At 59.1% G+C, this 12,624-nt stretch carries 12 protein-coding genes; 8 read left to right on the plus strand and 4 right to left on the minus strand.

Annotated features, from left to right (window positions below):
* Window positions 1-120: 120 nt before the first annotated feature.
* A complete protein-coding gene (locus JHC09_RS10550; protein ID WP_199531908.1) occupies window positions 121-813 on the plus strand; it encodes an alpha/beta fold hydrolase in 693 nt (230 codons plus the stop codon).
* On the opposite strand, the gene JHC09_RS10555 is transcribed toward JHC09_RS10550, so the two are convergent.
* The 3 genes from JHC09_RS10555 to JHC09_RS10565 all read right to left on the minus strand — a co-directional run bounded on the left by JHC09_RS10555 (window position 810) and on the right by JHC09_RS10565 (window position 2,688).
* On the minus strand, window positions 810-1,901 hold the full coding sequence (locus tag JHC09_RS10555; protein WP_199531909.1) for a 5-(carboxyamino)imidazole ribonucleotide synthase: 1,092 nt from the start codon (window positions 1,899-1,901) through the stop codon (window positions 810-812). The two genes, JHC09_RS10550 and JHC09_RS10555, sit on opposite strands and share 4 nt — an antisense overlap.
* A 6-nt stretch (window positions 1,902-1,907) precedes the next feature.
* A complete protein-coding gene (gene purE / locus JHC09_RS10560) occupies window positions 1,908-2,399 on the minus strand; it encodes a 5-(carboxyamino)imidazole ribonucleotide mutase (RefSeq protein ID WP_199531910.1) in 492 nt (163 codons plus the stop codon).
* Between the two features lie 73 nt (window positions 2,400-2,472).
* On the minus strand, window positions 2,473-2,688 hold the full coding sequence (locus tag JHC09_RS10565; RefSeq protein ID WP_182394365.1) for a DUF465 domain-containing protein: 216 nt from the start codon (window positions 2,686-2,688) through the stop codon (window positions 2,473-2,475).
* A 154-nt stretch (window positions 2,689-2,842) separates the two neighbouring features.
* On the opposite strand from JHC09_RS10565, the gene JHC09_RS10570 reads away from it, so the two are divergent.
* The 6 genes from JHC09_RS10570 (at window position 2,843) to dxs (ending at window position 11,294) form a co-directional block, all read left to right on the plus strand.
* Window positions 2,843-3,019, plus strand: a complete 177-nt coding sequence (locus JHC09_RS10570) for a YdcH family protein (protein WP_182394366.1) — start codon at window positions 2,843-2,845, stop codon at window positions 3,017-3,019.
* 178 nt (window positions 3,020-3,197) lie between these two features.
* A complete protein-coding gene (locus JHC09_RS10575) occupies window positions 3,198-4,682 on the plus strand; it encodes a sigma-54 dependent transcriptional regulator (protein WP_169195314.1) in 1,485 nt (494 codons plus the stop codon).
* A gap of 109 nt (window positions 4,683-4,791) precedes the next feature.
* The gene (locus JHC09_RS10580) at window positions 4,792-5,475 is read left to right on the plus strand and encodes an outer membrane protein (RefSeq protein ID WP_199531911.1); all 684 of its coding nucleotides are present in this window, start codon (window positions 4,792-4,794) and stop codon (window positions 5,473-5,475) included.
* 153 nt (window positions 5,476-5,628) lie between these two features.
* Window positions 5,629-7,326 carry a L,D-transpeptidase family protein gene (locus JHC09_RS10585; protein ID WP_199531912.1) on the plus strand — a complete coding sequence of 566 codons (1,698 nt, stop codon included), beginning with the start codon at window positions 5,629-5,631 and terminating at the stop codon, window positions 7,324-7,326.
* 182 nt (window positions 7,327-7,508) lie between these two features.
* Window positions 7,509-9,203 carry a DUF882 domain-containing protein gene (locus tag JHC09_RS10590; RefSeq protein ID WP_349236540.1) on the plus strand — a complete coding sequence of 565 codons (1,695 nt, stop codon included), beginning with the start codon at window positions 7,509-7,511 and terminating at the stop codon, window positions 9,201-9,203.
* A 162-nt stretch (window positions 9,204-9,365) separates the two neighbouring features.
* Window positions 9,366-11,294, plus strand: coding sequence for a 1-deoxy-D-xylulose-5-phosphate synthase (dxs, locus tag JHC09_RS10595; protein ID WP_199531913.1), 1,929 nt, complete (start codon window positions 9,366-9,368; stop codon window positions 11,292-11,294).
* 2 nt (window positions 11,295-11,296) lie between these two features.
* Here the strand turns inward: dxs and JHC09_RS10600 are convergent, their stop codons facing one another.
* The gene (locus tag JHC09_RS10600) at window positions 11,297-11,761 is read right to left on the minus strand and encodes an Lrp/AsnC family transcriptional regulator (RefSeq protein ID WP_169195310.1); all 465 of its coding nucleotides are present in this window, start codon (window positions 11,759-11,761) and stop codon (window positions 11,297-11,299) included.
* A 150-nt stretch (window positions 11,762-11,911) separates the two neighbouring features.
* Between JHC09_RS10600 and JHC09_RS10605 the strand changes: the two genes are divergently transcribed.
* On the plus strand, window positions 11,912-12,622 hold the full coding sequence (locus JHC09_RS10605) for an aspartate/glutamate racemase family protein (protein WP_199531914.1): 711 nt from the start codon (window positions 11,912-11,914) through the stop codon (window positions 12,620-12,622).
* Window positions 12,623-12,624: the final 2 nt, after the last annotated feature.

Consider the following 12,624-nt stretch of genomic DNA (forward strand, 5'->3'; position numbering starts at 1 on the left):
TGGCGGGCTCCATACAACAACACTCCAAATATGTCCATAGTTTCCGAGCGTTGCGACCCGCAACTTGCTACAAACGATCCAGCATTGTTACAGCACCACCTACAAACGAAAGTGCACCCCATGTATCGCCCCCTCGTCTTCTTGCCTGGCCTTATCTGCGATCAGCGCTTGTGGCGTGATGTCATCGATGGGCTGAGCGACACGATTGCACCAATGGTCGCCGACCTTCGTCTCGACGACACCATCAAGGCGATGGCCGCTCGCACACTCTCTGCGGCGCCAGATAAATTCGCCTTGGCGGGCCTCTCCATGGGCGGCTATGTGGCGCTTGAAATTATGCGTCAGGCCCCTGAACGCGTCACCCACCTCGCCCTACTGGACACATCGGCGCGCGCTGATACGCCAGAGCGCCAAGACACGCGCCGCAAGGGCATAGCCATGGTTGGTCAGGGCAAATTCATCGGCGTGTCGCGTGGTCTCTTGGGCAATCTCATCGCGCCCCATCATTTGGGCACGCCCTTGGCAGGCGAGGTTCAAGCCATGTCCGAACGCGTCGGGCAAGATGTCTATATCCGTCAGCAGAACGCCATTCTGAGCCGGATCGGCTCCCTGCCGTCCCTGCCCGCTATCGCCGTCCCGACCTTGGTGGGCGTTGGTGCGCTCGACAAAATGACGCCACTGGACTTGGCCGAGGAAATGGCTTCAGCCATTCCCCACGCCGAATTGTCGGTCTTCCCTGATGCAGCGCACCTGCCGCCTATGGAGAACCCCGCCCCAGTGATTGCGGCGTTTAAGACGTTTCTCGCCCGCTAAACTGAGCTGCGCACGATGCGGTTGATGTGGCCCATCTTGCGACCGGGCCGCGCTTCCGCCTTGCCATAGAGGTGGGGTTGCGTATCGCCATCAAGCCCATTGGGCACCATGTCGACTTCATCGCCGACAAGGTTCTGCATGACAACGTCTGCCATGCGTTGCGGATTGCCCAAAGGCCAGCCTGCAACGGCCCGCACATGCTGCTCAAACTGGTCGGTCAGGCACACAGCCTCGGTCCAATGGCCCGAATTATGCACCCGCGGCGCGATCTCATTGACGATCAGGCTGGTTTTGCCGTCCGTCTCGACCACGAAAAACTCGACCCCCAGCACGCCCACATATTCAAGCGCGATAACAATCGCCTTGGCGATCATGCCCGCCTGCCGCTCGACGATCATCGCCAACTCGGCCGGGACCGTGGACGTGTAGAGAATGTGGTCGCGATGGACGTTTTCCGCCGGGTCAAAACTTTTGACCGACCCGTCCAGCCCACGAGCAACAACGACCGAGATTTCCTTGCTGAACGGCACAAAACCTTCAAGCACCAGCGGGTGCGGCGAGAGCGCATTAAACGCCGCTTCAAGCTCCGAAGCGTCCCGCAACACACGCTGCCCCTTGCCGTCATAGCCCAGACGCGTGGTCTTGAGCACGGCCGGCAGGCCCACCTCAGCCGCCGCCGCCTTCAAATCATCAAGCGAATGAATAGCGCGATAAGGCGCGACCGGAATGTTCTTGGACGCCAAAAAGCCCTTCTCGGCCAGACGATCCTGCGAGATCGCCAGCGCTTTTGCGCCGGGACGCAGCGGCTTCAGCCCCGCAAGAATTTCCGCTGTTTGCGCGGGCACATTCTCAAACTCATAGGTGATGACATCGACTTGGCTGGCAAAAGCCTTGAGCGCAGCCGTATCGTCATAGGCCGCCACCGTCTTAAACGGCGTCACATCAAATGCCGGGCTCTGGGGGTCCGGGCAATAAATATGGCTTTTCAAACCCAGCTTTGCAGCGGCCAAAGCCAACATGCGCCCAAGCTGCCCCCCGCCCAAAATACCAATAGTGGAGCCAGCGGGCAGCGCGGAATCTTGGGTCACGGACGACTACTCAGTATCAGAGGGAAATTGGGGCACAGACGCCGTTTGGCGGGCGCGATGCGCCTCGAGGCGATCGGAAAGTTCATCATCGTTCAGCGCCAAGACAGCTGCCGCCAACAGCGCCGCATTGATAGCGCCCGGCTCGCCAATGGCGAGTGTTCCAACGGGAACTCCGCCCGGCATCTGCACGATGGAATAAAGGCTATCGACGCCCGAAAGCGCCTTGGAGCGAACAGGCACGCCGAACACAGGCAGTGTCGTCATCGCGGCAATCATGCCCGGCAGATGCGCCGCGCCACCAGCACCGGCGATAATCACCTTAACGCCCTCAGCTTTGGCGTTGGTGGCAAAATCGACCATGCGCTCGGGCGTACGATGCGCCGAAACGATGCGCGCCTCATATTCGACTTCGAGACTTTCGAGGGTTTCTGCGGCCAGCCGCATAGTTGGCCAATCAGATTGGCTGCCCATAACAATGGCGACGGGTGGCTTGAGCATGGCGTGTCCCTCAGAGCGCTCCACAAAGCGCGGCATTAGCCCAGATTTGGCCATAACTCAAGCAGCCAAGGCCTCAAGCGATGATGTCAGGCAAGAGTATATTTTCGAGCTGAGCGATACGGTCTTTGAGCGCCAGTTTGCGCTTTTTGAGCCGCTGGATCAGCATTTGATCGGCCATTTGAGACTGCGTTAAAGTCAGGATCGCAGCGTCCAAATCGGCATGTTCCTGGCGTTTTGTTGCCAGTTCAAGACCGAACTGGGCCTCAATTTCCTTAGTCAGGGGCAGCATTCACGCACCAACTTTGTGGGCATATCAGTTACCTCTGGTTAGCCCATGATCATGGAAAATGCATCACATTTTCGAGGACTGCCGCATGGGTGTCGACAAAGCATGAAAGATTTGTGACGATACCCAAGTCCAACACGCTGAAAGGAGTTCTTTAATGACGACTGAAGGCCACATCGCAGCGCTCGAGCGGCGCCACCAGGAACTGGATAAGCAGATCCATTCTGAAATGCAAAATCGCCTCAAAGACGATTTGATGGTTGCTTCGCTCAAACGCAAAAAACTCGAAGTGAAGGACGAACTTTACCGTCTCCAGGGCGCCACGCGGCAATAAATTCTACGAAAGGCAGAGTTTCTCTGGAGGGTCACGGCACAGCCGGGACCCTTTTTCATTTTAGTAAACAAAAGCAAAATCAATAGGATTAACGCCCTCTTAAGGGCAGACCTTCATCGTCTTCCCAAAGTGGCACACAGCGATTCGTGTGTCCTGCGACGGGAAGGCCAATAGGTTCATGACGCGTGTTCTGGTGGTTGATGACGATCCGGTCCAGTTGCGGCTCACCGCCGAGATTGCAAACCGTGCCGGGTTCAAACCGCTGACCGCCACCGGTGGCGAACAGGCGCTCTCCATCCTGCGCGAAGATCGCAAAATCGGCGCGATGATTCTCGATCTGGTCATGCCAGATCTTGATGGCATGGGCGTTATGGAAGTGATGCGCCGCGAGGGCATGACGACCCCCGTTATTGTCCAGACCGCAAGCGCCTCACTTGAAACCGTTATCTCGGCCATGCGTCAGGGTGCGGCGGACTATTTCGTCAAACCCGTAAGCCCCGAGCGTCTGGTCATCTCGCTGCGCAACGCCATGAAACTGGATGCGCTCGAATCGGCGATCCGCGCCGAGCACGCCCGCAAATCTGGCACCTTCAGCCACAAGGATATGATCGCAGCGGCCCCTGCTATGGCGCGCGTCATTACCCTCTGTGGCAAAGCCGCCAAGAGCGCGATCCCGGTCCTCATTGAAGGCGAAACCGGTACGGGCAAAGAACTTGTCGCCCGCATCATCCAAGGCACGTCCGAACGCGCCGGAAAACCTTTCGTCACCGTCAATTGCGGTGCCATTCCCCCGAACTTGGTCGAGTCGGTCCTTTTTGGCCACAAGAAGGGCGCGTTCACAGGCGCTCATGCAGACCAGAGCGGCAAGTTCGCTGAAGCCAATGGCGGCACGATCTTCCTTGATGAAGTGGGCGAGCTGCCACTCGAAACGCAGGTCAAGCTCTTGCGTGTCCTACAAGAAGGCGAAATAGAGCCCATAGGCGCAACGCGCCCTGAGCGCGTCAATGTTCGCTTCATATCGGCGACCAACCGGCGCCTGTTGAATCTCGCCAAATCGGGCGAATTCCGCGAAGATCTCTATTACCGCCTCAACGTCTTCCCCATTTATACTCCGCCGCTACGCGAGCGAATGGAAGACCTCAACGCACTGGTAAGCCACTTCATTGCCCGTTTCTCAGCTGAAGCTGGCAAGCGCATCTTGGGACTCACCGCTGAAGCGCAAGCTCTTCTTATGGGCTATGATTGGCCGGGCAATGTCCGTCAGCTCGAAAACGCGGTTTATCGCGCCATTGTGCTCACCGACGGCGCCTTCCTCGAGCCTGCGGATTTCCCCCAGATCTTGGCCCAGTCTGCCGGGCGCGAAGAAGCATTCCGCAGCGTTGCGCTGGCCCCTGTTCCGCGCAATCCAACCCACATCGACGACGCCCCATCTCGCGTGCGCGTGGATATCCTGAGCACCCCCGCTCCCGACAGGTTCCTGAACGACAGCGGGGCCTTGCTGTCCCTAGCCGCCATCGAGCGTGACGCAATCCAGTTTGCCATCGAGCACCACGGCGGTCGCATGTCTCGTGTCGCCAGAGCCTTGGGCATTGGCCGCTCGACCCTTTATCGCAAGCTCCATGAATATGGCTTGGCCGAAGGTTTGGTTACCGACGCTGCTTAACAAAGCCAGCACGAACGTGATGAACAAACTTCGACGTTAACCACGTTGCTTACCGAGGCGTTAAGAGATTAGCGCGATTTTGCGGGAAGTTTTTAACGTCGAGGCCATCATGAGACTTTCGGGCATCGCTCTTCTCGCACTTCTGGCAGGCACAGCTGCCGCCAACGCTGCTGACCTCAATTGGAACAGCAACACCACTTCGCCAATGTTCGCTGCGACGTCCGTTGCCCAATGGACTGGCTTTTACGCCGGCGTGAACGGGGGCTATGCCTTCGGTCAGACCGAAATCGAAGGCGGCGTCGTCGCCGGTAGCGCAACTGGTGGCAAGCACAACAGCGGCGGCTTCAACCTCGGCGCTCAGGCTGGCTACAACATGGACATGGGCGGCTTCGTCCTCGGCGGTGAAGCTGACGTCCAGTTCGGCGGCCCGGTTTACAAAGAAACCCTGAGCACCGGCGACAAGTTCGAACAGCGCACCGAGTTCTTCTCGACCGTTCGCGCGCGCGCCGGTATCCCGGTTGGTCAGGTTATGCCATTTGCGACCCTTGGCGTTGCCTTTGGTCGTGGCGCTGCAGAAATTAAGAGCGGCGCGTCGACCACCACGACAAACGCAAACCACTTCGGCTGGACTGCTGGTGTTGGTCTGGAAGCTCAGGCAACCCAGAACCTCTCCTTCAAGGCTGAGTACCTCTATGTCGATCTGGGCACCCAGTCCTACGGCATCGGCACTTCGACCCGCGATGTGACCCAGCGTTTCTCGGTTGTCCGCGCTGGCGTAAACTACCGCTTCTAATACGATCAGAAGTCGGCCCGTTGCAGGATCGCAACAGGCCGACTTCACACGTTCGGGAGTGATTGCTCCCGTTAACCTTTACGGAGTATCGACAAGTTTGCGGCTAGGTTTTGGGGCAGAGTCGGCCGTGCCGCGTGCGTCTTGGAGCCAGGTATGAATAAGGTCGTCGTTAGTTTTGTCGCTCTGCTGGCAGCAGCAAGCATCGTCCAGCCTACACTGGCGCAACCCGCCGCTAATCTGACGACCTCCCGTATCGTCATTGCCCCCGCACAAAGTCCACTCGCCCGCACGATCAAGGAAGGTCTCTCGACCGCCTATGCAAGTGCCCGCGCAGGCACTCCGGCCTATGAAGAGGCCCAGCGCCTCTATTTCCTTTATGGCGAACGCAGCTTTGAGCCGATCTGGCTGAGCCAGGATACCTCGGGTCAGCTGACCTTCTCCCCGGTCGCTGAAAAAATCGTCGCCCTGTTTCGCAATGCTGAAGCCGAAGGTCTGCGCCCGCAGGACTACCTGACCGCCGAGATCGACCTCACCCGCGTTGGTGGCGATGCCGTCGCGATGGCAACGCTTGAAACAGCTTTCACCAGCGCCACCACGCGATATGCCCACCACCTTCACAACGGCCGCATCAATCCGCAGTCGATCAGCACCAATCTCGACATCAAAACCAAGTCGATTGATGAAGCGGCGCTGCTCGAACGCTTGGCCCGCAGTGCCGACCCCGCTGCCGTTCTGAACGAATTGAGCCCAACCCATCCTGAGTTTCTCTCGCTCAAGGCGGCGCTCGCGAGCTTTAATACAATTGCGACGGATCGTCCGACGCCGATTGCTGGCGGCCCGACCCTGCGCCCCGGCAACACAGACCCGCGCGTCCACGCCATTCGTGAGCGTTTGCAGGTCGCGAGCCTTGGCTCCGACATCTATGACGACATCACTTTCCAGGCGGTCAAATCCTTCCAGGCCTCGCAAGGCCTAGAGGTCGACGGGGTTATTGGACCTGCGACCATTTCCGCTCTCAACGGTGGCGCTGAAATCCGCCGTGAAGACATCATTGCCAATATGGAACGCTGGCGTTGGATGCCGTCCGACCTCGGCGACTTCAACGTCTTCGTCAACATCCCAGAGTTCCGCCTGTCTGTGCAGCGCAACTTCCAGGAAGAATACACCACACGCGTCGTCGTCGGCACGTTCAAGAACCAAACGCCGGTTTTCTCCGACAGCATCCGCCATCTCGTGGTCAATCCATATTGGAATGTCCCGACCTCCATCATTAAGGGCGAGATCGCTCCTGCAGTCTTGAACAACCCCGGCTACACCGACGCCAAGAACATGGACCTCATCTACAACGGCGATGTTGTGAGCCCGTGGCAGGTCAACTGGTCCGCCGTGTCCGCGAGTAATTTCCCCTTCCGCGTCCGTCAGCGCCCGGGCCCAGGCAATTCGCTCGGCCAGATCAAGTTCTTGTTCCCCAACAAGCACGACGTCTATCTCCACGATACGCCATCGAAGAACCTCTTCTCGCGCGCCTCGCGTGCGTTCAGCCATGGCTGTGTCCGCGTTGAAGATCCGTTTGCTTTCGCCGATGCGCTAATGGCGAACGAGCCCAACATTTCGCGCACGTCACTTGAGGCCATGTTTGGCCCCTCCGAACGCTGGGTTAATCCGACCAAGCAGATTCCGGTGCACTTGGCCTATTTCACCGTCCGCGTTGACGGCACTGGTGCCATGCAAAACTTTTCGGACGTTTATGGTCACCATGCCGCTTTGATTGCTGCCATGGGCTTAGGCGCCACTCCGGTCACACCAAATGTCGTGGCAGACACCAGTATTCCGGGCGAAGTGGCACCGTAGACGGAAAATAAACCCTAACAGCGCGTTCACACTTTTGCCTTGGTTGTGCCTGCTTTTGGGGTCTATAACACTCATGTGAACGGGCGATTTTCTCGTTCACATCTGGTTAGCGTTAAGACATTCGTTTGCTTTTTAACGTTAATCTTCCGTCCTGATCTGTAAAGAACCGGGCAGTGTTTCGCGTGACGGTACTGGGTTTGAAAAATTGGAAGCGCCTTGCGCGCCTTTCGTTGGTAGCTGTTCTCAGCCTGCCTGTCTTGCTGTCGGCATTGCCGGCGCAGGCGGCTAACGAGCGCGCCATTTATCTGCACTACACCCACACAAAAGAGACTCAGCGCATCGTCTTCAAGCGCAACGGTCGCTATGTGCAGGATGGTCTCAATCAGCTCAACGTTATGCTGCGCGATTGGCGCCGCAACGAGCCAGCGAAAATGGACCCGCGCCTGTTCGATTTGGTGTGGGAAGTCTATCAGGACGTCGGCGGCACCCAGCCGATCCACGTTGTCTCGGCTTATCGCTCTCCGCAAACCAACGCCATGCTGGCCAAGAATTCGTCTGGCGTTGCCGACAATTCCCAGCACATGCGCGGCACCGCTATGGATTTCTACATCCCCGGCGTACCCCTCGCGCGCCTTCGCGCCGCAGCTATGCGCAAGCAGGTGGGCGGCGTCGGATATTACCCATCCTCGGGCAGCCCTTTCGTTCACCTTGATACCGGTTCGGTGCGCGCTTGGCCGCGCATGACCCGCGCGCAGCTGAATGAGCTCTTCCCCGACGGTCGCACCATGCACCTTCCAAACGATGGCAAACCGCTGTCGCAACAAGGCTATCAGGTCGCCTTGGCGGAATGGAAAAAGTGCCATGCTTATCCATGCAATGGCTCCTCCTCGAGCGGCACCCAATTTGCCGAAGCGCCAGCCGCCTCCGGTGGCGGTCGCAATCTCATGGACATGCTGTTCGGCGGCAATCAGCAGCAGGCAGCAGCGCCACAGGTGCAAGTCGCCTCCGCGCCTGCCCCTCGCGCAACACCACAGGCTCAGCCTGCAGCGCCTCTCGCCGTCGCATCCATTGCCCCGGTTATGCCGATGATGCGCCCTGCTGACCTCGGAGGCCCAGCGGTCGCCGTCGCAGCACAGCCAGAAGTGCAGCCAGCAGTGCAGCCAGCAGTGCAGGTCGCAGCCGTGACCCCAACATTGCCATTCTCGACCGTGGGCAGCGCACCGCTGACCGAAGACGAGCTGCGCGGCCCTATCACTGTGGCCGTTGCCTTGCCGACAGCGCTCCCGTCTGACCTCCGTGCAGGCAATGCTGAGAACGCGGTAATGGCATTGGCCGCTCTCGCGCCGCCAGCAATGCCGACCCCACGTGTGCATATGAGCGAGGAAGCGCCAGCGCTGCTCACGGCCTATGCTCCGGCTATGCCGCAAACCGAAGGCGCGTCCGCGGCTCAACCTCAGGTCGCTTCCGCGCCAGCGGCTCTGCCAACAGCGCTGCCCCCTCTGGGCCGCCCTGTTGTTGCCTCGACCGGCGCGGTGCAGACAGCAGCGCTCTCGCCAGAAGTCCCGGCTTACGGCGGTCTCTTTGACAAGCCGTTCACGGCCTCTGCTGTGCCAGACACAGTTTTGGCAAAGGCGCTCGAAGCACATGTTGCAGGCTTGGTTCCGACCAATTCTCGTGATTTCGTCGCGCCCGATCTGGAGCACGCGGTCGACATTCTGACCGTTCCAAAAGCGCTCACCTCAGACCACTTTGCCGTGATCTATGATTACGATGAGGCTGGTCTCGACCCTGCTCCGCAGATGGGCAGCCGCAGCTTGGGCCTTCAGAAATCAGACGAAGGTCTGCCAAGCAACCGCTTCTCTTTGGCACGAAACTAATCTTGCCTCCCACCGTTCAACACGGTGGGAGTTGCTATCTGCGGTGCGTGCCGGCTGCGCTTATCCTGCGCTAAGCTTTCCAGACAAGTCATGCCGCATTGCCATTGCTTCTGACGCCGCCTAGAACAGGCGGCGATTTTCTTCCTTTCGACGGGGACCAGCTTGGCCGAAAAGCCCGATACACCGCTGCTCGACAAAGTGACGACACCAGCGGAACTGCGTGCGCTGCCGCGCGAGCAATTGCGCCAGCTGGCCGATGAGCTGCGTCTGGAAATGATCGACGCCGTTTCCGTGACCGGTGGCCACTTGGGCGCTGGCCTTGGCGTGGTCGAGCTGACCGTCGCCCTGCACGCCGTCTTCCAAACCCCGCATGATCGCATCATCTGGGACGTTGGGCACCAGGCTTACCCGCACAAAATCCTCACTGGCCGTCGCGACCGCATCCGCACGCTGCGCCAAAAGGATGGCCTGTCCGGCTTCACCCGTCGCGCCGAAAGCGAATACGACCCCTTTGGCGCAGGCCACTCCTCAACCTCCATTTCTGCCGGTCTCGGCATGGCGGTTGCCTCAGAGCTGCAGTCCACGCCACGCAACGTCATCGCTGTCATTGGTGACGGCTCGATGTCCGCAGGCATGGCCTATGAAGCCATGAACAATGCAGGCGCCATGGATGCGCGCCTCATCGTCATTCTCAACGACAATGACATGTCGATTGCCCCGCCAACCGGGGCTTTGCGCAGCCATCTGGCGCGCCTCGTCTCTGGCCCGGCCTACCGCAACACGCGGGAAGCCGCCAAAGCTGTCGTCTCAAAACTCCCAGAGTTTTTCCACGAGCCAGTTCGGAAAACCGAAGAGTTCGCTCGGTCTTTCTTCACCGGCGGCACGCTGTTTGAAGAGCTGGGCTTTTATTACATCGGCCCAATCGACGGCCATAACCTTGATGACCTCATTGTCATTCTGGAAAATGCCCGCGATTTCCCCAAGGGTCCAATTCTGATCCATGCGGTGACGAAAAAGGGCAAGGGCTACGCTCCGGCTGAGAACGCCGCCGACAAATATCACGGCGTCAATAAGTTCAACGTCGTCACCGGCGCTCAGACCAAGGCCGCGTCCAACGCGCCGTCCTACACCTCGGTCTTTGCCTCTTCACTCATCCAGGAAGCCGAAGCGGATAGTCGCGTTGTCGCTGTCACCGCCGCTATGCCTTCGGGCACCGGGCTCGACAAATTCGCCGAGCTCTTCCCGAGCCGCATTTTCGACGTCGGCATTGCCGAGCAGCACGCCGTAACCTTTGCCGCGGGCATGGCAAGCGAAGGGCTAAAACCCTTCTGCGCCATCTATTCGACGTTCCTGCAACGCGCCTACGACCAAGTCGTGCACGACGTCGCCATTCAGCATCTGCCCGTTCGCTTCGCTATCGACCGCGCTGGCTATGTTGGCGCCGATGGTCCGACCCACGCTGGCAATTACGATAACGCCTATCTCGGCGCGATCCCCGGCATCGTCCAAATGGCCGCTGCTGACGAGGCTGAGCTCCGCCATATGGTTGCGACCGCCGCGGCCTATGACAATGGCCCGATCAGCTTCCGCTATCCGCGTGGCGACGGCATGGGCGTCGACATGCCCGCGCGTGGCGAAATTCTGCAGATCGGCAAGGGCCGCATCGTGCGTCAGGGCGCAACGATTGCGCTGCTGTCCTACGGCACGCGTCTCGGTGAAGTGCTTGCAGCCGCAGATAAATTGGCGGCCCTCGGGCTCAACCCCACTGTGGCCGACGCGCGCTTCCTCAAGCCGCTCGATGAGGAACTCATCGCCAAGCTGGCGCAAACCCACGATGTCCTCATCACCACAGAAGAAGGTGGTCAGGGCGGCTTCGGCGCTCACGTGGCGACCTTCCTCGCCTCCAACGGCCTCTTGGACGGCAAGCTCCGCTTCCGCCCGCTGATGATCCCGGATGAATTCCTCGAGCACTCGACACAGGCTGACATGTATGCCCAGTCCGGTCTCGACCGTGCAGGCATCGTCAAAACCGCTCTGACCACGCTCGGTTACGACCAAGCGGCCATGACAGCAGCACTCGCTCAGGTCTAATCCTAGCGCGCATAATGGGTCGGCACGCCGCTGGCGTGCTTGACCGTCTCCATCGAGATGTAGGCAGACATGTCATACATCTCGATACGCCCGACCAGCTGCTTATAGATCACGTCGTAATGCTCGACATTGGGCAGCACCAATTTCATGATGTAATCGAAATTCCCCGTCAGCCGGTGCACCTCGACGATCTCAGGGATCGTATCCACCGCCGCGTGAAATTTCTCGAGCCAGTCCGCAGCATGGCTCCCCGTACGCACAATCACAAAAATCGTCGACGGTAGCCCGATCTTGCCCCGATCGAGCTCCGCCCTGTTGTGCCGGATAATGCCGTCTTCTTTCAGCTTGGCGATACGGCGAGAACAGGCGCTGGGCGAGAGGGACACCGCCTCGGCGATCTCATTGAGCGGCGTATCCGCATTGGCTTGCAGCAGGCTTAGAATCTGCCGATCACGCTCATCGAGCATCGTAACACTCCATTAATTCGTCGCCAGTTTGCACAAAACGCCTAAATTGCGCAACTAACTTGCGTCATCACCACCAAAGCGGCCTAAAAACTCAATTTTGAGGCGACCACTTGCAGGCACACTAGTCTTTAAGAATTTCGGAGTTGTGTGATGAAAACCATTGGCTTGATCGGCGGTATGAGCTGGGAATCCACCGCTGTGTATTACCGCCGTATCAACGAGGAGATCCGCCGTATGCGTGGCGGGTTGGCCTCAGCAGAGATCGCGATGCGCTCGCTCGATTTCACCACAGTCGTTGCCCTCCAAAAGGCCGACCGTTGGGAAGATGCTGGCAATCTCTTGGGCCACGCCGCCGCAAGCCTCAACCGCGCTGGCGCGGCCTGTGTGCTCATCTGCACCAATACCATGCACCTGGTCTCCAAGCCCGTCGCTGACATGGCTGGCGTTCCGCTGATCTGCATCATCGAAGAAACCGCCAAGGCGCTGAAGGCAGACGGCCGCAAGCGCCCACTCCTCTTGGCAACGCGCTACACCATGGAACACGGCTTTTATGCCGAACGCATGGCCAAGCTCGGCATCGAGATTGTCACCCCGGACGCAGAAGACCGTCAGATCATCCACGACGCCATCTTCGACGAGCTGTGCCAGGGCAAAATCCTCGACACCAGCCGCGAGAAATACCTCGGCATTATTGAAAAGATGAAGTCCCGCGGCATCGACAGCGTCATTCTGGGCTGCACTGAAATCTCGATGCTGGTCGATCCAGACAAGCTCGGTATTGCCGGCTACGATTCCACCATCATTCACGCCGATGCGGCCGTCCGCTTCGCGCTCGCCAACGACCTCGAGATCGCGGCCTAAAT

Source organism: Devosia sp. MC532 (genome assembly GCF_016461625.1).
In the GTDB taxonomy this organism is placed as follows: Bacteria; Pseudomonadota; Alphaproteobacteria; order Rhizobiales; family Devosiaceae; genus Devosia.

Excerpts from the sequence above, each read along its gene's own strand:
- JHC09_RS10550 (WP_199531908.1), top strand. The coding sequence starts at position 121 with ATGTATCGCCCCCTCGTCTTCTTGCCTGGCCTTATCTGCGATCAGCGC.
- purE (WP_199531910.1), bottom strand. The coding sequence starts at position 2,399 with ATGCTCAAGCCACCCGTCGCCATTGTTATGGGCAGCCAATCTGATTGG.
- JHC09_RS10565 (WP_182394365.1), bottom strand. The coding sequence starts at position 2,688 with ATGCTGCCCCTGACTAAGGAAATTGAGGCCCAGTTCGGTCTTGAACTG.
- JHC09_RS10570 (WP_182394366.1), top strand. The coding sequence starts at position 2,843 with ATGACGACTGAAGGCCACATCGCAGCGCTCGAGCGGCGCCACCAGGAA.
- JHC09_RS10575 (WP_169195314.1), top strand. The coding sequence starts at position 3,198 with ATGACGCGTGTTCTGGTGGTTGATGACGATCCGGTCCAGTTGCGGCTC.
- JHC09_RS10580 (WP_199531911.1), top strand. The coding sequence starts at position 4,792 with ATGAGACTTTCGGGCATCGCTCTTCTCGCACTTCTGGCAGGCACAGCT.
- JHC09_RS10585 (WP_199531912.1), top strand. The coding sequence starts at position 5,629 with ATGAATAAGGTCGTCGTTAGTTTTGTCGCTCTGCTGGCAGCAGCAAGC.
- JHC09_RS10600 (WP_169195310.1), bottom strand. The coding sequence starts at position 11,761 with ATGCTCGATGAGCGTGATCGGCAGATTCTAAGCCTGCTGCAAGCCAAT.
- JHC09_RS10605 (WP_199531914.1), top strand. The coding sequence starts at position 11,912 with ATGAAAACCATTGGCTTGATCGGCGGTATGAGCTGGGAATCCACCGCT.